Annotated in this window: 15 protein-coding genes; 7 read left to right on the top strand and 8 right to left on the bottom strand. The window is 70.4% G+C overall.

What is annotated here, in order from left to right:
- The first annotated feature begins 107 nt into the window (after positions 1-107).
- Positions 108-620, top strand: a complete 513-nt coding sequence (locus tag FY030_RS06890) for a DUF421 domain-containing protein (protein ID WP_158060863.1) — start codon at positions 108-110, stop codon at positions 618-620.
- Here the strand turns inward: FY030_RS06890 and FY030_RS06885 are convergent.
- Positions 597-2,222, bottom strand: a complete 1,626-nt coding sequence (locus tag FY030_RS06885; RefSeq protein WP_158060862.1) for a PH domain-containing protein — start codon at positions 2,220-2,222, stop codon at positions 597-599. The two genes, FY030_RS06890 and FY030_RS06885, sit on opposite strands and share 24 nt — an antisense overlap.
- Entirely contained in the window at positions 2,219-2,755 is a 537-nt protein-coding gene (locus FY030_RS06880; protein ID WP_158060861.1) for a PH domain-containing protein, read from the bottom strand. Before FY030_RS06880 ends, FY030_RS06885 begins: the two co-directional genes overlap by 4 nt.
- A gap of 57 nt (positions 2,756-2,812) precedes the next feature.
- Here FY030_RS06880 and FY030_RS06875 point away from each other — a divergent pair, with 57 nt between their 5' ends.
- The 4 genes from FY030_RS06875 (at position 2,813) to FY030_RS06860 (ending at position 9,228) form a co-directional block, all read left to right on the top strand.
- Positions 2,813-3,415: a GNAT family N-acetyltransferase gene (locus tag FY030_RS06875; RefSeq protein WP_238348598.1), complete on the top strand. Its 603-nt coding sequence runs from the start codon at positions 2,813-2,815 to the stop codon at positions 3,413-3,415.
- A gap of 85 nt (positions 3,416-3,500) precedes the next feature.
- On the top strand, positions 3,501-4,850 hold the full coding sequence (locus FY030_RS06870) for an FUSC family protein (RefSeq protein ID WP_158060860.1): 1,350 nt from the start codon (positions 3,501-3,503) through the stop codon (positions 4,848-4,850).
- Between the two features lie 92 nt (positions 4,851-4,942).
- Positions 4,943-8,365 (top strand): S41 family peptidase, encoded by a 3,423-nt coding sequence (locus tag FY030_RS06865; protein WP_238348597.1) that lies wholly within the window; start codon positions 4,943-4,945, stop codon positions 8,363-8,365.
- Between the two features lie 107 nt (positions 8,366-8,472).
- Positions 8,473-9,228 (top strand): CDP-alcohol phosphatidyltransferase family protein, encoded by a 756-nt coding sequence (locus FY030_RS06860; RefSeq protein WP_158060858.1) that lies wholly within the window; start codon positions 8,473-8,475, stop codon positions 9,226-9,228.
- Positions 9,229-9,281: 53 nt separating this feature from the next.
- Here the strand turns inward: FY030_RS06860 and FY030_RS06855 are convergent, their stop codons facing one another.
- From FY030_RS06855 to FY030_RS06830, 6 genes are all read right to left on the bottom strand, one after another.
- Positions 9,282-10,364, bottom strand: coding sequence for a LacI family DNA-binding transcriptional regulator (locus FY030_RS06855; RefSeq protein ID WP_158060857.1), 1,083 nt, complete (start codon positions 10,362-10,364; stop codon positions 9,282-9,284).
- Entirely contained in the window at positions 10,298-11,740 is a 1,443-nt protein-coding gene (locus FY030_RS06850; RefSeq protein ID WP_158060856.1) for a GH1 family beta-glucosidase, read from the bottom strand. The genes FY030_RS06855 and FY030_RS06850 overlap by 67 nt, the downstream gene beginning before the upstream one ends.
- Complete coding sequence (locus tag FY030_RS06845) at positions 11,737-12,552, bottom strand: carbohydrate ABC transporter permease (protein WP_158060855.1); 816 nt, start codon at positions 12,550-12,552, stop codon at positions 11,737-11,739. Before FY030_RS06845 ends, FY030_RS06850 begins: the two co-directional genes overlap by 4 nt.
- Entirely contained in the window at positions 12,549-13,538 is a 990-nt protein-coding gene (locus FY030_RS06840; protein WP_158060854.1) for a carbohydrate ABC transporter permease, read from the bottom strand. Before FY030_RS06840 ends, FY030_RS06845 begins: the two co-directional genes overlap by 4 nt.
- Positions 13,535-14,839: an ABC transporter substrate-binding protein gene (locus tag FY030_RS06835; protein ID WP_158060853.1), complete on the bottom strand. Its 1,305-nt coding sequence runs from the start codon at positions 14,837-14,839 to the stop codon at positions 13,535-13,537. Before FY030_RS06835 ends, FY030_RS06840 begins: the two co-directional genes overlap by 4 nt.
- 274 nt (positions 14,840-15,113) lie before the next feature.
- Entirely contained in the window at positions 15,114-15,914 is an 801-nt protein-coding gene (locus tag FY030_RS06830; RefSeq protein WP_158060852.1) for a LamB/YcsF family protein, read from the bottom strand.
- A gap of 67 nt (positions 15,915-15,981) precedes the next feature.
- On the opposite strand from FY030_RS06830, the gene FY030_RS06825 reads away from it, so the two are divergent.
- Together FY030_RS06825 and FY030_RS06820 are read left to right on the top strand one after the other, a co-directional pair.
- Positions 15,982-17,028 (top strand): LLM class flavin-dependent oxidoreductase, encoded by a 1,047-nt coding sequence (locus tag FY030_RS06825; RefSeq protein WP_158060851.1) that lies wholly within the window; start codon positions 15,982-15,984, stop codon positions 17,026-17,028.
- 143 nt (positions 17,029-17,171) lie between these two features.
- Entirely contained in the window at positions 17,172-17,957 is a 786-nt protein-coding gene (locus FY030_RS06820; protein WP_238348650.1) for a putative hydro-lyase, read from the top strand.
- Positions 17,958-18,074: the final 117 nt, after the last annotated feature.

Here is an 18,074-nt window from a genome sequence, read left to right as displayed (position 1 = left end):
TGGTTGACCCTACGCGAGGGCCCTGAACATGCCTGCCTCGCTGCGCGGGCACGTTGCGTGCCAGTCTCAGGTGGACTGCGCACTCCTCGCGAAAGGCTCACTCACTCATGTGGTTCGACTCTTGGTCCGCGCTGCTGCGCATCGTGCTGGTCGGCGCGGCTTCATACGTGACGTTGGTGGTCCTGCTCCGCATCTCGGGCAAACGTGTCTTGGCCAAGCTGAACGCCTTCGACTTCGTCGTGACCGTGGCGCTGGGGTCGATGCTGGCCAGCGCTGTGCTCACCCAAGACATCCGGTATGCCGATGTGCTCACCGGGATGGGGCTGCTCATCTGCACGCAATGGCTGGTCTCACGCGTCACGACCTCGCTACCGGGCGGGCGTCGGTTCGTCAATGCTGAGCCGACCCTCGTGCTCAGGCGGGGCGAGCTGCTCGAGCCGGCCCTCAGGCGGGTGCGGCTGACCCGGGGCGAGGTGCTGCAGGCGGCACGCTCCGCAGGGCACGGTGGCCTGCAGACCATCGCGGCGGTCGTCCTGGAGCCGGACGGGACGCTCAGCGTGATCGGCGCCTCCTCGACCGGGGATGAGCAGTCGCTGTCAGAGATCGCGAACTGGGCCTGAGGCGACCTCGTCAGCGCGCGAGCACACCGACGACCCGAGGAACTCATCCAGGAAACCCGGGGCGGCCTGTGCGGCGAATGAGATGGCTTCGTGGGCGCAGACATCTGGGGCCTCATAGATCGACCACCCGGCGGCCGTCATCGCCGACACGGTGCTGAGCCCGAGCCGCTTCTGCAGAATCGACTGCCGCACCGCGATGGTGCTGACCGCATCGCGACGCAGCGCCGAGGTGGTGCGGCTCGTCAGACCAGACCGCATCACGACGTAGTCCTCGGTGATCGCGTGACCGAGGGCTCGGTAGGCCACGATGGCACCGCACAATGCCACCGGCCACACGCCGATCGCCGCCCACAGCACCCACGTCGGCACGACAGAGGTCGCCACGGGCAATGCCACGATGGCGACACCCAGAGCGGTGAAGGCGGTCGCCCACCAGAGCCTGCGGCGTAGAGCGGCTCGGGGATGCCTTGGCAGTGGAACCTCCAGCGGTGACGGCGCTCCCAAGACTCGGGTAGCCACCTCGTGGGCGATGCTCCTCGGGCCGCGGGGAAGGATAGCGCTGGGTTGCTCGGGGTCCCAGATGCTCAGGCCGGTGGTGATGACGTTGGTATCGGCCATTCTCATCCAACGCCAGAGCAAGGGTTCGGAGATGGAGAGCCCGCGGGTGCGCACTTCGTCACGGTTCACCTCCCGGGTGCTCAGCAGGCCCCTGCGGGTGCGGAGGAAGGAGGTGTCATCGCTGCGTACGCGCGCCAGCTCGAACTTCCAGTAGGAGAGGAAGAAGCCCACGCCCATGGCGATCGCGCCGAACAGTCCGCCCCCGACGACGGCGACTGCGATCGTTTCGAACCAGCCGAGGTCTCCCCACGAGATCCAGCGTGAGGAGACATCGATCAAGTTGACACCGAAGGTGGACGCCAACCAGAAGGCACCCCACAGAAGGCCGGCTGCGGAGAGGTAGGCCCACAGGCTGAACATGTGGTAAACCACCCACCACGGGCGCAATGTCGCGAAGACCTCAGCAGAGCGCGTCTTGGCCGGATCGGGGGGGTCCTGGATGTCATCACCATCCCTGGGACGCTCCGTTTCGGCGGTGGCCGTCTGGTGCTCGCGGAGCAGGACGCTGCGGAGTAGCTCGGCGTCATCGCGAATGAGGGAGTCGAGCACGAACGCTGCTTCACCGGCATTGGTCTGCTGACCAGCACCGACCGTGATCACGCGCAGCCCCGCAATGCGGTGCCGCAGTTTGGCATGGGTGTCAACGCTTCGGATCCGGTCGCGGCGAACCGAACGGTGCCGGCGCACGAACAGGCCGGTACTTCGCTCCACCTCGGTTTCGGTGATGCGGTACCGCGTGAGCAGCCAGCGGATGATGTCGGCAACCGCACTGAGCACGCCCCAGACGGCGATCGCTGCGAACGGCCACATCGAGCTCCAGGAAGGCTCGATGCCAAATCCGAGGATCGCGACCACCGCGGGGAGAACGGATAAGAGACTCTTGGCGAAATCCACCCAGACGACTCGAATACTGAGGCCACGCCAGCCGTCTGCCGACGGTTCGGGAGCGGTGCGACTGCCTGCTGGCAGCGTCTCATCGGTCACGTTGCGTCGCCCTCGGAGATCTCGGCGATGACGGCAAGCCTCGCGGCGGCATCCTGCGCAACCGCGCGGTCCAGCCCGACAATGCTGATGGCCCCGTAAGACGATGCGGTCGTGACGCGCAGGGTCGACAATCCGAGCATCTGCTCGATGGGCCCGCGTACAGCGTCCACGGTTTGGATACGCGAGGTGGGGGCGACGCGCCACTCGCGCACGAGCCATCCGTTCGAGGCGTAGGTGGCGTGCTCGCCGATCTCCCAGCGGTGCACGGCGTACCGCCACCACGGTTCGACGAAGAGCTTCGCCAGGAAGACGACCGCCACGAAGACGGTGGGAACGACGAGCCACACCCGTGCGGGCTCCCACATCACCGCAGCGGTGGCGAGTCCGCCCACCAGAAGGCCCCAGAAGACCAGTGCCCGCAGCATCCACCACACGATGGCACGCCGCTCCACCCGCAGTTTCGGAACGCGGATGTGGACGCCGGACGCAGGCGTCTGTGTGGTCTCGGTGGTCTCGGCGAGGGGGGCAGGCATGAGTGCTCTCCCGATCTACATGGGTGGGTTTGGCCGAACGGTCCAAACGTAGTCCGGTTGACCCAGGACGGACGCACCCGCCAGGAGTATGACGGGGACGCGGCGGGTGGCAATGTCTTCACCATGAGCGCCGGAGCGGACGAGGAGCACGAACCAGCCCTGCACACGGCCCGCCTGCTGCTGCGGCCGTGGCGAGTGGGTGAGGCGGCAGTCCTGCACGAGCTGTGGACCGAGCGGGACCCGCGTGTGCCGCCTCACCGGCAGATGAGTGCTGACGGACGCCCGACCGTCGCGGACCTAGAGGAGTCGATCCGTTCCAACCCACCTACGACGGTCGGCCTGCTGGCCGTGAAACTCGTGAGGACGGGGGCGGTCATCGGCTACTGCGGGTTGGTGGACAGCGGGCGACCCGTCCCGGGCGAACCGGAGCTAGCCTTCGAGCTGCTGCAACGCCACTGGGGTCGGGGGTACGCCACCGAAGCATCGCTCGCGGTCATGGACTGGGCCAGATCATCCGGATACGGGCGCTTGTGGGCAACCGTATGGGACTGGAACACCGCGTCTCGGCGCGTCCTGGCCAAGCTCGGGTTTCTCGAAACTGGCCAGAGCGAGCCCGACCCCGCCTACGGAACCACTCTGTTCACTATGCGAGATCTGTAACGCGAAACGGTTCACATCACCTCCCCGTCCCAGGCCACCGCCGGCTTGTACGCTGACATCCTCCGACCTCGTCGTGGGAGTCGCCATGCCCGAGTCCGCTCATCAGCGCACAGTGCTGCGGCGGTTTCGTCCAGCCCTGGGGCGGGTGGCACCGTCCTGGTTGCTTCCTCAGCCGGTGTGGCCGGTCCTGGTCTGGGTGGCCCGGCTGACGACCGCCGCCGTCGTGGCCTACCTGCTGACAGTGTGGTTGGTCGAGGGACCCACCGACCTGACGGGCGCGCTCACCGCACTCTTGGTGGTCCAGGCGTCGGCATCTGCGAGCTTGCGGATGGGCGCCGTCCGAGTGGGGGCCGTGCTGACCGGGGTGCTGGTGGCGGTCACGCTGTCGTCGTGGGTAGGTCTGACCTGGTGGAGCCTTGGAGCAGCGATCGCGCTGGCCCTGCTGCTCGCCTCAGTCCTACGTCTCGGCGACCAAAGACTGGAGGCACCGATCAGCGCCATGCTGATCCTGGGGATGGGTGGCCAGGAGATCGCGGCGGAGACACGCGTGCTGACGACGTTTATCGGTGCGGGCGTCGGTATGGCGTTCAACCTGCTTCTGCCGCCACGCGTCCCCATCCGGGCGGCGGTGGCCGACGTGCGCAACGTCTCCAGCAGCCAGGCTGGGTGCCTGCGGACAGCCGCGTCGTCGATGGCCCAGAGACCGATCACCAAAGCCGCGGTCACCACGTGGCTGGACCAGGCGCGCGCCGTCGCCCAGCTCTCTGACCGGACGGCAGTTGCCATCAGCACTGTCACGGACCTGCGGCGGTTCAACCCCCGGGCCATAGGCACCCCTGAGGTGGAACCGGTGCTCCGCGCTGGACTGGCCTCCCTGGACCACTCCCTGCTCGCCATCCGCACGCTTTTCGCCACCATGCTCACCGAGGCTCCCGAGCACGAGACGCCCGACGACGGTTATGGCGAGGTGGTCCGGCCCGCGTTCGCCGTCCTGCTCGGTCACGTCGCGGACTGCCTGGACGCCTTCGGCGCACTCGTCGAGGCCGAGGCCGAGAACTCCGAGGTGGAGGTCAAGCGCAACCTCGCCGAAGGCCTGGACGTCGCCGGGGAAGCTCGGGCCGTCCTCACCGAGCTGCTCCTGGTCGACCCGCGGGAGGAAACCACCCTGTGGTTGCTCCGCGGCTCGATCCTCACCGCGGTCGACCATGTGCTGGTCCCGTTAAAGCTCGAGGACCGCGCCCGGCTCCACGAGCAGCAGCAGTCGAGCAAGCCACGGGCGACGAACTCAGGCAATGTGCTCATCCGCGACATGCTCGCTTCCCACCAAGCCGACCGCTTTCGCTCTCTGGTGGCCCGTCCTACCCACGCCTCACGCATGGCCCGCTTCGTGCTTCGCCGCCCCGCACGACGACGGCCGCGGCATCGTCGCAAATAGCGGATATGGGCCGGGTCCTGCCAGGCGCCGCCGAGGCGGAGAACGTGACAAACCGGGGGCGGCTGTCTGCGTCGGCGACTAGGGTCGGTCGGGTGAGGACCTACCTGCGCTACCCGCACCTGCACGAGAACCTGCTCACCTTCGTCGGCGCTGACGACGTGTGGATCGCGCCGATCCACGGGGGCCCCGCATGGCGGCTCACACATGACTCGGCGCCCGTCGCCCACCCGCGCTTCGCCCCCGACGGCGCGCACGTCGCCTTCATCTCGCACCGCGACGGTCACCCAGAGGTGTATGCCATGCCGGTCGACGGAGGTGGGGCGCCGCAGCGGCTGACCTGGTGGGGCGCCAAGAACACCCGGGTCCTGGGCTGGGAGGGTACGGACCGGGTGCTCGTCGCCTCGCACGCAGGCCAGCCCAACCTGCGCCACCTCGTCGTCCGCTCGGTCGGGCTGGACGGGACGGTGCGCACGCCCCCGTGGGGCCCGGCCTGGGGGGTGGCGGTGCGCGAAGACGGCCTCGTCGCCCTCGCCACCCCGGGCAGCCGGCCGCCGGCCCAGTGGAAGCGCTACCGCGGGGGCACCGCGCCCCGCCTGTGGCTCGGCCGCGGGAACGATGCCGCCAAGGACGGTGACACGCACGCCGGGCAGGGGATGACGTGGGAGCGGGTCCTGCGCGAGGACACCGCCGCCATCGTGGACCCGATGTGGGTGGACGACCGGCTGGTGTTCGTCTCCGACCGGGCGGCTCGCTTGCCCGGCTCGGCCGAAGAGGCCGACCGGCAGGCCAACCTGTGGGCATTCGGCGCGGGGGCCGTCACCGACGACGGACGCCTCGCCGAGGCCAGGGCCGGGCAGCTGACCGACCAGGGCCCCGACCTGGGCTACGTCCGGGACGCGACGACCGACGGCCACCGCGTCGTCTGGCACAGCCGTGGTCACCTCTGGCTGCTGGACGGCCTCGAGGCCACCCCGCGCGAGGTGGGGATCACCCTGCCGGGGGCCGCCGCAGCGCCATACTCCCTCTCCCCCACCATGCAGCTGGGACCGCTGCGCCCCGACCACGGCGGTGACGCGAGCCTGGTCAGCTGGCACGGCGCCGTCCACTGGCTTGCGCACCGGGAGGGACCGGTCCGGGCGCTGGTGGCTGATGACGCGGTGCGGGCGCGGGAGCCCCACTTCCTCGGGCGTACCGGCCGGGTCGTCCTCGTCACCGACGCTGACGGGGAGGACCGGCTAGAGGTGCACGACCTCACCGATGGCGCCGGCACCACCCCTCACGTCATCGCCTCGGGGCAGCTGGGCCGGGTGCTGCACCTCGCCGCCGACGCGGCGGGCACGAGGGTGGCCACGATTTCCCACGACGGGGCGGTGCGGCTGATCGACGCCAGCCGGGCGGGCGGCGAGGGCGACTCCAGCGGCGGGTCCGGCGCGGAGTCCGGTGACCGGGCGACCGCGGTGCGCGAGGTGGCCAGGTCCGAGCAGGGGGAGGCGCTGCACCCGTCCTTCTCCCCGGACGGCCGCTACCTGCTGTGGTCGCAGCCGACGACCGGCGAGTCCGAGCTGCACCGGTTGATGGTGCTCGACACCCAGGACCCGGGGGCAGAGCCGGTGGCCTTGACCTCCGGCACCTTCCATGACCACGACCCGGCGTTCACACGCGACGGCCAGCACGTGGTCTTCCTTTCTGAGCGGACCTTCGACCCGGACTACGACACCCACGAGTTCGGGCTGTCCTTCTCCGGCTCCACGCGGCCCTGGCTGATCCCGCTGGCCGCCGACCAGGCACCGCCTTTCGGGCCCACCGCGCAGGGCTGGCGGCTGAGCGGCGCGGGGCAGGGCGAGCAGGGCAAGGCCCGGCCCGGCAGGACGGACCAGGGCGGTTCGGGAGCCAGCGGTCCGGATGGGCCAGGCAAGGACGACGCGCCGCCCGCTTCCCCCGACCTGGACGCGGAGGGGGCTGAACAACGCATCGTGCCCTTCCCGGTGCCCAGCGGGCGCTACCGCGACCTGCGGGTAGTCAAGGACGGGGTGATCTGGGTCCGCGAGGCGGGGGAGGCCGGTGAGCTGGGCGCCCGCCGCGCCGGTGTCACCGCCGAGCCTGGCAGCGACAGCGTGCAGTTGTGGTCCTTCCCCAAGCGGGCCGTGGAGACGGTCGTGGAGAAGGTGGACAAGGTCGAGGTCTCCGGTGACGGCGAGCGGCTCATCGTGCGGCACCACGATTCGGTCACCGTCACCCCCGCCGCCCGCAAGCCCGAGCAGGACGACCCCGCGGTGGTCCCGGTCGACCTGAGCCGGCTGCGCCGGGAGGTCTCGCCGCGGGCACTGTGGCGGCAGATGTTCGAGGAGAACGGCCGGATCATGCGCGAGCACTACTGGCGCAGCGACATGGACGGCGTCGACTGGGACGGGGCGCTGCAGCGGTGGCGGCCAGTCGTAGAAACCCTGGCCTCCCACGACGACCTCGTCGACCTGCTCTGGGAGACGGTCGGTGAGCTCAACACCTCGCACGCCTACATCATCCCGGCCGAGCGGACCGACGAGTCGCTGGACCGGCGCAAGCTGGGCCTGCTCGGGGCCGACCTGGTGCCCACCGACGAGGGGTGGCGGATCGAGCGCATCCTGCCCGGTGAGTCCAGCGAGCCGGAGGCCCGCTCGCCGCTGGCCGCCGCCGGGGTCGGCGCGCGCGTCGGCGACGTCGTCGTGGCTGTGGACGGAGCGCCGGTGGACCCGGCGCACGGGCCAGCGACACGGCTCATGGGGGCGGCCGGCAAACCGGTCGAGCTGACCTTGCGCCGCGCGGGCAGCGATCGGCGGGTGGTGGTGGTCCCGCTGGCCGACGAGGAGGTGCTGCGCTACCAGGACTGGGTCCGCGCCCGGCGTGACTACGTCCGCGAGCGCTCCGGCGGTCGGCTCGGCTACGTGCACGTGCCCGACATGACGAGCTACGGCTGGGCGCAGCTGCACCGCGACCTGCGACACGCCAGCGCCCGAGAGGGTCTGGTCGTCGACGTCCGCTACAACCGGGGCGGCCACACCAGCCAGCTGGTCCTCGCGCGGCTGGCCGCACAGACCGTCGGCTGGGCCCCGGCGCGGCACTACGCGGAGGCCGGCCGCTACCCGTCGACCTCCCCGCGCGGCCCGGTCGTGCTCGTGGCCAACGAGTTCTCCGGCTCCGACGGCGACATCGTCAACGCTGCGGGCCAGGCCATGGGCCTGGGCCCGGTCGTCGGGGTGCGGACGTGGGGCGGCGTGGTCGGCATCGACGGTCGCTTCGACCTCGTCGACGGCACCTCGATCACCCAGCCCCGCTACGCCTTCTGGCTGCAGGGCAAGGACTGGGGCGTGGAGAACCACGGCGTCGACCCGGACATCGAGGTCGAGCACACGCCAGCGGACTTCTTCAGCAGCGATGACCCCCAGCTGGACCGGGCAATGGCCGAGGCCCTCCGGCAGCTGGAGGAGCGGCCCGCGGCGACCGCCCCCACGCTGCCGGCACCACGGGTGCGCCGGTAGCGCCGAGCCCGGCCCTAGTGCCGACCCGGCCCTAGCGCCGAGCCCGGCCGCGGTCGGCGCGCGCCTCGACACATCCCGACCGGGCGCGCCGACATAAGGTTTCGCCCATGCCCGCACCACACCCAGACCCGGACCCGAGCCCGAAGCCGAGCCCGTGGGAGCGTGTCGCCGCCGGCGCGGTCCACGCCTACACCGCGACGGGAGCGGTGCTGGCGCTGCTGATGGTGCACCTGTCCTACGCGGGCGATGTCCTCGCGGTGCTCTGGCTCTTCCTGCTCGCGATGGTCATCGACGGCACCGACGGGTTCCTCGCTCGCCACTTCCGCGTCGCCAAGGTGCTGCCTGGTTTCGACGGGGCCCTGCTGGACAACATCGTCGACTACCTCACCTACGCCTTCGCGCCGATGGTGCTGCTCTGGAGCGCCGGCTACCTGCCGGACGGCTGGCTCGGAGGCGTCGTGGCCGCGGTCCCCCTCCTTGCCTCCTGCATGCAGTTCTCCCGCGCCGACGCCAAGACCGAGGACCACTTCTTCCTCGGTTTCCCCAGCTACTGGAACGTCGCGGCGTTCTACATCATCGTGCTCGACGCCGGGACGGGGCTGACCACTGCCATCCTGCTGGTCCTGTCGGTGCTGGTGTTCGTCCCGGTCCGCTACGTCTACCCCTCCCGGACCGAGGCGGCTTGGGGGCTGACCATGACACTCACCGTGGCCTGGCTGGCCCTGTATGCCGTGATCCTCCTGCAGCACCCCTCGCCCAGCCCGTGGCTGGTCGCCCTGTCCGGGGCCTACATCGTGTACTACACGGGGCTGAGCCTGTGGCTCACCCTGCGTGCGCCACGGCGGCAGGAGCAGATCGGCTGACCCCGGACCACCGCGGCCCGACCACCCCACCAGACCAGCTCAGACGGGCCGTCTCAGGCGGTACCGCCCTCAACGAGGTGGGTGGGGAAGATCTCGGAGGTGGCCCGCTCCCCCCGGAGCAGCTGCATGAGCAGGTCGGTGGCGCGCACCGCCATCTGCGCGACGGGGTTGGTCACTGTCGTCAGCGGCGGACGGGTCATCGAGGCCGTGGCCGAGGCGTCGAAGCCCACGAGCGCGACGTCGTCGGGGACCCGGCGCCCGGCGGCCTGCAGCTCCCCCATCGCCGCCAGGGCCATCAGGTCGGAGGCGACGAAGACACCGTCGAGGTCCGGATGGGCGGCCAGCAGCCGGTGCATCGCCTCAGCCCCTCCCTGCGGCGTGAAGTCGCCGTGCTCGACGGCTTCGAGGGTCATGCCCGCCTCGGTGAGCACCTCTGCCCAGCCCGCGAACCGGTCTAGACCGGCTGCCATGTCCAGGGGGCCGGTGACGGTGCCGATCCGTCGGCAACCCCGGGACAGCAACCGCGCGGCGGCCAACCGGCCGCCCTCCTGGTTGTCCACGTCGACGAAGGGGAAGTGGCTGTCCGGGTCGAGCGGGCGCCCGACAAAGACGGTCGGCAACCGGGTCTCGCTCAGCGCCGCCATGAGGCCGTCGCCCCGGTGAGCGCTGACCACGATCACGCCGTCGGTGTGCCCGGCGCGCAGGTAACGCTCCATGCGCCCGGCGTCGCGTGCCGGCTCGCCCATGAGCAGCACCATCTGCAGCGGGGTGTCGGCCAGCCGCTGGCTGACGCCGCGCAACATACCGCTGAAGAAGGGGTCGGCGAAGATCCGCTGGTCCGGCTCGTGGATGAGCACCGCGACCGAGTCCGGCTCGCGCACGACCAGGGAGCGGGCCGCTCGGTTGGGCAGATAGCCCAGGTGGGCGATGGCCGCCAGGACCGACTCGCGGGCTTGAGCCCGCACCCGCGGATCGTCGTTGACTACCCGGGAGGCAGTTGCCCGCGAGACCCCCGCTCGGGCAGCGACGTCCTCCAATGTGGGGGGTCGCCGCTCGCTCACCTGACTCCTCACTCCGGCGGGGCTCCGGCCCCGTTGTGGTCGATGCGCCCCGATCCTGCCACGTCGGCATACCATCGGGCGCTGGCCTTGGGGATGCGCTCCTGCGTGTCGTAGTCGACCCGCACGATCCCGAACCGCTTGGTGTAGCCCCAGGCCCACTCGAAGTTGTCGAGGAGGGACCAGACGAAGTAGCCGCCGACGTCCGCGCCCCGCTGCAGAGAGTCGTGCACGGCCCGCAGGTGGTGGTCGAGGTAGTTCAGCCGGTCCGGGTCCTCGACATACCCGTTGGCGTCGGGCACGTCGTCGTCGGCCATGCCGTTCTCGGTGACGTAGAGCCGCACACCCGCAGCCCCGGTGTAGTCCTTGTGCAGTCGCAGCAGCAGGTCGCTCAGCCCGGTCGGGGAGATCTCCCAGCCCATGTCCGAGACCGGCACGCCCCGCCGCACGGTCACGACGTGCTCGGACCCGACCGACGGCGAGGGCGAGTCGTGCCGTCGGGCCTGCGCCGCCGCGACCGACGCGCGCTCCGGGTCACAGCCGGCAGTGACCGTCTGGGTCGCGTAGTAGTTCACGCCCAGGACGTCGATCGGCGCGCTGATCGTGGCCAGGTCACCCTCGTGGACGAGGTCCTGAGGCCACAGCTCCCGCAGGTCCTCAAGCACGTCGGCCGGGTAGGCGCCCAGGGTTACCGGCTCGACGAAGAGCCGGTTGGCCATCCCGTCGATACGGCGCGCGGCGTCCAGGTCGCGCGGGGAGGCCGGGTCCAGTGGCCGGGTGTCGGTGAAGTTGAGCGTCAGCCCCAGCTGCAAGGACGGGTCGCGCCGCCGCAGTTCCTCCACGGCCAGGCCGTGGCCAAGCAGCAGGTGGTGGGCGGCCCGCAGCGCCGACGTGGGCTCGGTGCGACCGGGCGCGTGCCGGCCCTGGGCATACCCGAGGAAAGCCGAGCACCACGGCTCGTTCAGCGTGGTCCAGTGCCGCACCCGGTCACCCAGCGCATCGTGCACGGCGCCGGCGTAGTCGGCCAGGCGCAGCGCGGTGTCCCGCTCCGGCCAGCCCCCGGCGTCCTCCAGCACCTGCGGCAGGTCCCAGTGATAGAGGGTGAGCCAGGGGACGATGTCGGCCTCGAGCAGCTCGTCGACCAACCGGGAGTAGAAGTCCAGGCCGGCCGGGTTGAGCGTGCGCCCGTCCGGCATGACCCTGGGCCAGGCGACGGAGAAGCGGTAGGAGGACAGGTTGAGCTCGCGCATCAGCGCCACGTCCTGCGGGTACCGGTGGTAGTGGTCGCAGGCGACCGACCCGTCGTGGCCGTGCAGGACCTGGCCCGGGGTGCGGGCGTAGGTGTCCCAGATGCTGTCGGAGCGTCCGTCGGCGTCCCCGGCACCCTCGATCTGGTAGGAAGCGGTGGCGGCCCCCCAGAGGAAGTCCTGGGGGAAGGTCAGGTCTGGGGTCATTGCTTGACAGCTCCTTGCATGATGCCGGAGACCAACTGGCGACCGGCGACGGCGAACAGCAGGATGAGGGGGATCGTGGCCAGGACGGCGCCGGCGAGGACCAGCGAGTAGTCCACGAAGTGCGCGGCCTGCAGCTGCTGCAGGGCTACGGGGAGGGTGGGGTTGCGCGGTCCCAGGACGATGAAGGGCCAGAAGAAGTTGGTCCACGTCGCCACGAAGGTGAACAGGCCGAGCATCCAGGCTGCGGGACGGGCGGCCGGCAGCCCGACGTGCCAGAAGGTCCGGATCATGCTGGCCCCGTCGACCCGCGCCGCCTCGATGAGCTCGGTGGGCACGGCCTGGGTGAGGTACTGGGTCATCCAGAAGACTCCGAAGGCCGTGACCAGGCCGGGCACGATCACCGCGGTGAGCTCCCCGGTCCAGCCCAGCTTGGCCATCACCTGGTAGAGCGGGACCACGCCGAGCTGGGTGGGCACCGCCATGGTGGCGATGACGAAGACCAGCAGCGGCCCGGAGAAGCGGAAACGCAGCTTGGCGAAGGCATACCCGGCGAGCGTGGAGAAGAAGACCACCGACGCCGAGACCGTGGTGGAGACGATGATGGAGTTCATCGTCGCCCGCCAGAACGGCACCGTGTCGATGACCGTGGCCGCGTTGCGCAGGAAGTTGCCGCCCGGGATGAGCGGGAACCGTTCGCGCGAGAGCACGGTCGCGTCGTGGCTGGCGATGAGAAACGACCACCACAGCGGGAACATGCTGCCCAGCACGACAGCTGCCAGCAGGCCGTAGACGAACCAGGACGGGCGTCTCATGACTTCTTCCCCTCGGCCGTGGCGATGCGGCGGGTGATCAGGTAGTTGACAATGCCGAAGCCGACGATGATGAGGAAGAGCAGCCAGGCCACGGCCGAGGCCATCCCGAAGTCGGACCGGGTCCAGCCCAGCTCGTAGAGATAGATGGTCAGCGTCTGCCACTGCTGGTCGGCGCCGCCGCGGCCGTACTGGTCGAACATCCGCGGCTCGTCGAAGATCTGCAGTCCACCGATGGTGGAGGTGATGATGACGAAGATGATCGTGGGGCGCAGCATGGGCACGGTGATCGCCCAGAACTGCCGCCACGCGTTGGCCCCGTCGATGGCGGCCTGTTCGTAGAGGTCCCTGGGCACCGCCTGCATGGCGGCGAGCAGGATGAGCGCGTTGTAGCCGGTCCAGCGGAAGTTGACCATCGTGGCGATGGCCACGTGGCTGGCGAAGCGGTCGGAGTGCCAGCGCACCGGCTCCAGGCCGACCGTCTCCAGCAGCGCGTTGATCAGGCCGAACCGGTCGGCGAAGAGGTTGGAGAAGATGAGCGCCACGGCCACGGGGGCCACCACATACGGGAGCAGGACGCCCATCCGCCACAGCGTCTTGGCCCGCAGGTTGCGGTCCAGCGCGGTGGCGATGAGCAGCGCCGCCGCGATCTGGGGCACCGAGGAGAGCACAAAGATGCTGACCGTGTTGGTGAAGGCCCGCCAGAAGGCGCTCCCGGTGAGCACGGCGACGAAGTTGTCCAGCCCGACGAACTCGCCCTGGCCCATGATCTGGTCCCAGTCGTGCAGCGCGACCCACCCGGTGTAGAGCAGCGGGAACAGGCCGGTGACGGCGAAGAGGACGAAGAACGGGGCGATGTACAGGTAGGGCGAGAAGCGGACGTCGACCCCTGACCGCCGACCCCGGCGCTCGCGCTTCGGCGAGGCCGGGGCCGGGAGAGGTCCTGCGGTGGTGGCCGGCGGGGCCGTGGTCGTGGCGCCCACGGTCAGCCCAGCGCCTCCACTGCTGAGACGAACTTCGCCCAGCTGCTCTCCGGGTCGTCGGTCTGGTCCACGTCCACCCGGGTGATGGCGTCCTGGAGGGCGGTGTTGATGTCGAAGTACCTGGGTCCCTTGACCGGCTGCGCCTTCACCGCCTCGGCCCGGTCAACGAAGATCTGGCCGGTCGGGGCGTCGTTGAAGAAGGCGTTGGTCGACTCCAGCAGGACGTCGGAGTCCAGAGCCTCCAGCTGGCTGGGGAAGGTGCCCTTGGCCTCGAACGCCTTGACCTGCTGCTCGGGCGCGGTGAGCCACTTGGCCAGCTTCGTGGCCTCCTCGATGTTGTCGCCCTGCGCGGGCACGGTGAGGTAGGAGCCGCCCCAGACGCCGCCGCCGCCGGGGAAGACGTTGGCCACGTCCCAGCCCTCGACGCCCGCGGCGTTGCCCTCGATGATGCCGAGCATCCAACCCGGGCAGAGCATCGTCGCGAACTCGTCCTTCTGGAAAGAGGCGGTGTAGTCGGGGCTCCACAGGGCGAGCCCGGCCGAGAGCTCGTCCTCTACCGAGGCCTGGAGCACCTGGTCGTAGATTGCCCGCACCTCGGGGTTGCTGGCGGCCACGATATTGCCGTCGGCGTCCTCGTAGGCGTAGTCGATCTGGTTGATCATGCCCTGCCAGAGCGCGCCGGCGGAGTCGTACCAGGCGGCGTCAGAGTTCGCGACGAAGTCCTTGCCGACCTCGAAGTAGTTCTCCCACGAGCCCTCGAGCAGCTCGGCTACCTCCTCGCGGTCGGTGGGCAGGCCAGCCGCCTCGAACAGGTCCGCGCGGTAGCAGATGGCCTCGGGCCCGATGTCGGTGCCGTAGCCCATGAGCTTGCCGTCCTCAAGGGTGACCGCCTCGGTCTTCCAGTCGAACCATCGGCCCTCGACCTCGGGGTCGGCCAGGTCGGCGAACTTATCGGGGTACTGCTTGAACTCCACGACCCAGTCGACCTCCATCCCCTCGATATCCGAGGCTCCGGAGTTCGCGCCCAAGCTGTTGCGCAGTGCGGCCCGGGCGTTGTCGGCGGTGTCGGCCTTGACGTGGGTGACCTTGATGCCGGGGTTGTCAGCCTCGTACTCCTTGAGGAGCTCCTCATAACCGAACTCGTTGAAGGTGGCCACGCTCAGCTCGATCTGTCGGCCGGACCCGCTGCCGGTGTCGTCTCCGTCGTCGGCCGACGCCCCGTTGTCGCCGTCACCGCACGCGGTGAGGGCCAGCGTCAGTGCGGTACTCGACGCCAGGAGGTAGTAGATGTGCTTGCTGCTCTGCATGCCGAACTCCTTGTCCCTGTGGAGCACCCGACTTCACTGTCGTTGTTGTGAGAGCGCTCTCACGCAAGCATGGTCCCGGGATCGAGGAGTTGTCAACCCCCTAGAGCAGATCCACTGCCGACGGGCCTCAGCCCTGCCGGCACAGGCGGGTCGAGTAGCCACGCTGAGCAGCACCGAGCCCTTTTGTCACAGCAGTGGGGTCGCCCAACGTGGCTCGGTCAGCCGGTCCCCATGGCGACAGTGGCGCGGAGCGCGAGCGTGGCCGGGTCTGCGGTCAGGCCCGGGCGAACGGCTCGACCTGGACCCCGGCTCCGGCGAGCGCTTCGCGGACCGTGCGGGCAATCTCGACGGCGCCCGGGGTGTCCCCGTGAACGCAGATCGAGCGCGCGTCGAGGACCAGCTCACCACCCTGAACGTCGGCGATCGCCTCACCCTTGGCCATCGCCACGCAGCGCTCGGCGATGGTCCCAGCCTCGTGCAGGACCGAGCCCTGCTCGCGACGGGAGACGAGAGATCCGTCGGGGGTGTAGGCGCGGTCGGCGAAGGCCTCCCCCACCGGCGTCAGGCCGGTCTCCTGGGCGACGCCGAGCCAGACCGACCCCGGCAGGCCCAACACCGGCAGGCCGGAGCGGAACTCGCTGAGCGCCTCGGCGACGGCGGCTGCCTGCTCGGGGTGCTTGGCGATCGTGTTGTAAAGCGCGCCGTGCGGCTTGCAGTAGGCGATCGTGGTGCCGGCCCGCTGAGCGAAGGTCTCCAGCGCGCCGATCTGGTAGAGCACCTCATCACGCAGCGCGTCGGGCTCCATGTCGATGAAGCGGCGGCCAAAGCCGTGCAGGTCGCGGTAGGCCACGTGCGCACCGATCGCCACGCCCCGGTCAGCTGCTGCCTGGGTGACCGACCGCATGATCGAGGGGTCGCCGGCATGGAAGCCGCAGGCGACGTTGGCGCTGGTGACGATGTCGAGCAGGGCCAGGTCGTCCCCCATCGACCAGCTGCCTAGACCCTCGCCCAGGTCGGCGTTGAGGTCGATGCTCGCGGTCTCGGTGGTCTCTGAGGTCCGGGTATCGGTGCTCATAGGTGCTCCTGCTGCTCGATCTAGGGCCGTCTTTCCTCGATGTTAGTGTCCGTCACGAGGAGGTCACATGTCAGCACCGTCCCACCCGCTCGAGGTGGCGCTGCGCGTCCCCCTGGGCGCGCCGTTGCCCGAGCTCGCTACCTTCGCCACCGAGGTCGAGCGGGCCGGCCTGGACGGCATCGGTGTCCCCGACCACCACCACACCGGCCGCGACGCCTACCTTGCACTGGCCGCGATGGGGATGGCGACCAACCGTCTGCGACTCTTCCCCGCGACGTCCAACGTGGTCACCCGCCACCCGATCGTCCTCGCGTCCCTCGTCGCCTCGCTGGACGAGCTGGCCCCTGGCCGGTCAGAGCTCACGGTCGCCCCGGGCTTCCTGTCGGTGGAGAAGGCCGGCGAGGCGCAGGCCAAGAGAGCCGTGCTCGGTGAGGCCGTGCGGGCCCTGCGCGGGTTGCTGCACGAGGGCCGCGCCGACCACGGCGGGCGGGAGCTGCAGCTCTTCCACCACCCGCGCAGCCGCGCGGGCCTGGTGCACGTGCTGGCCTCCGGCCCTCGCCTGCTGGAGCTGGCCGGCGCGGTCGGCGACGGCGTGCTGATGCTCGTCGGGCTCCACCCCGACGGGGTCCAGGCCGCACGTGCGCACGTGCGCGCCGGGGCCGAGCGGGCCGGCCGCCCCGACCCCTACGGCCCGGACAGCGACTTCGTCGAGACCCTCATCGTGCCGATCGGGCTAGGCACCCGGGACGAGGTCCGCGCCTGGCCGCGCAGCTGGTTCCGCGACGGCCAGCCCTGGCTGCACTACCCCAGCCGCTCCAACCTACGGTGGCTGTCCGCCTCGGGCCTCGACCTGCCGGAGCTGGGCACCGGGCCGGACCTGACCGACCCGGCGAGCCTGCCGGACGCGCTGGTCGACGACCTGCTGGACGCCTACGGCCTCTTCGGCCCTCCCGAGCAGTGCGCCGACCGCCTCCTACGCGCCCGCGACGAGCTGGGTATGCAGCGCGCCTTCCTCTTCCCCGCCCACACCTGGACGGGCAGCTACGACCTGCCCCACGATGTCGTCAAAGCCTGGTCATCCACGATGCGGCCCAGGCTCACGCAGGCTGGCTGACCCTACCCCCATCCGACCCGACCCATCCGACCCATCCGGCCGGCGACCCATCGCACGCACCACGGTATCCGGCCGGCACGGCATACCAGGAAATGAGGACCTTGAACGTGCACACCATCCCCGACCGCGCGGAGCGGGCCGCGATGTCGCCCGCAGAGGCCCGCGCCCTCTTCGCCCAGGGGCTGCAGGTCCCGACGACCGGCTGGTGCGCGCGCTACGCGCAGGCCAACATCATCAGCGTGCCCCAGGCCGTGGCCTTCGACATGCTGCTCTTCGCCACCCGCAACCCCAAGCCCTGCCCCGTGCTTGAGGTGCTGGAGGCCGGGCAGGTCCGCGCGCCGCAGGGCTCGGCCGTGTATGGCGACCCGGCGGCGGACATCCGGGTGGACGTCCCGCGCTACCGCGTCTGGAAGGAGGGGGAGCTGGTCGAGGAGGCCAGCGACGTGCGCGAGCACTGGCGCGATGACCTGGTGACCTTCCTCATCGGCTGCTCGTTCACCTTCGAGCACCCCATGGTCGAGGCGGGGATACCGATGCGGCACCAGGACGCGGGGACCAACGTGGCGATGTACCGCACCAGCACCCGCTGCCTGCCCGCCGGCGACCTCGGGGGCCCGCTCGTGGTCTCGATGCGGTCGATCCCCGCGGCACAGGTGGCCGACGCGGTGCGGATCACCTCGCGCTACCCCGCCGTGCACGGCGCGCCGGTGCACGTGGGCGACCCGGCGGGGCTCGGCATCGAGGACCTGAACTCCCCCGACTACGGCGAGGCGCCGACGATCGAGGACGGTGACGTGCCGGTCTTCTGGGCCTGCGGGGTGACCCCGCAGGCCATGGTGCTGGAGTCCCGGCCGCAGATCGCTCTCACCCACGCTCCGGGACACATGCTGGTCACCGACATCAAGGACGTGGTCTACGCCGTGCCCTGAGCCGGCGGTCATCCCGGCCCGGGCTCCGCCTCGTAGTCCGGAGTCGAGCGCCCGGTCCGCCCCCAAGCGCGCCCGCTCCCGGCTAGAGTGCACCACGCGTCAACCGACATACCCTGG

This window comes from Ornithinimicrobium pratense (assembly GCF_008843165.1).
GTDB lineage: Bacteria > Actinomycetota > Actinomycetes > Actinomycetales > Dermatophilaceae > Ornithinicoccus > Ornithinicoccus pratensis.
Note: the sequence above shows the minus strand (reverse complement) of the source record. Positions and strands in the feature narration are given on the sequence as shown.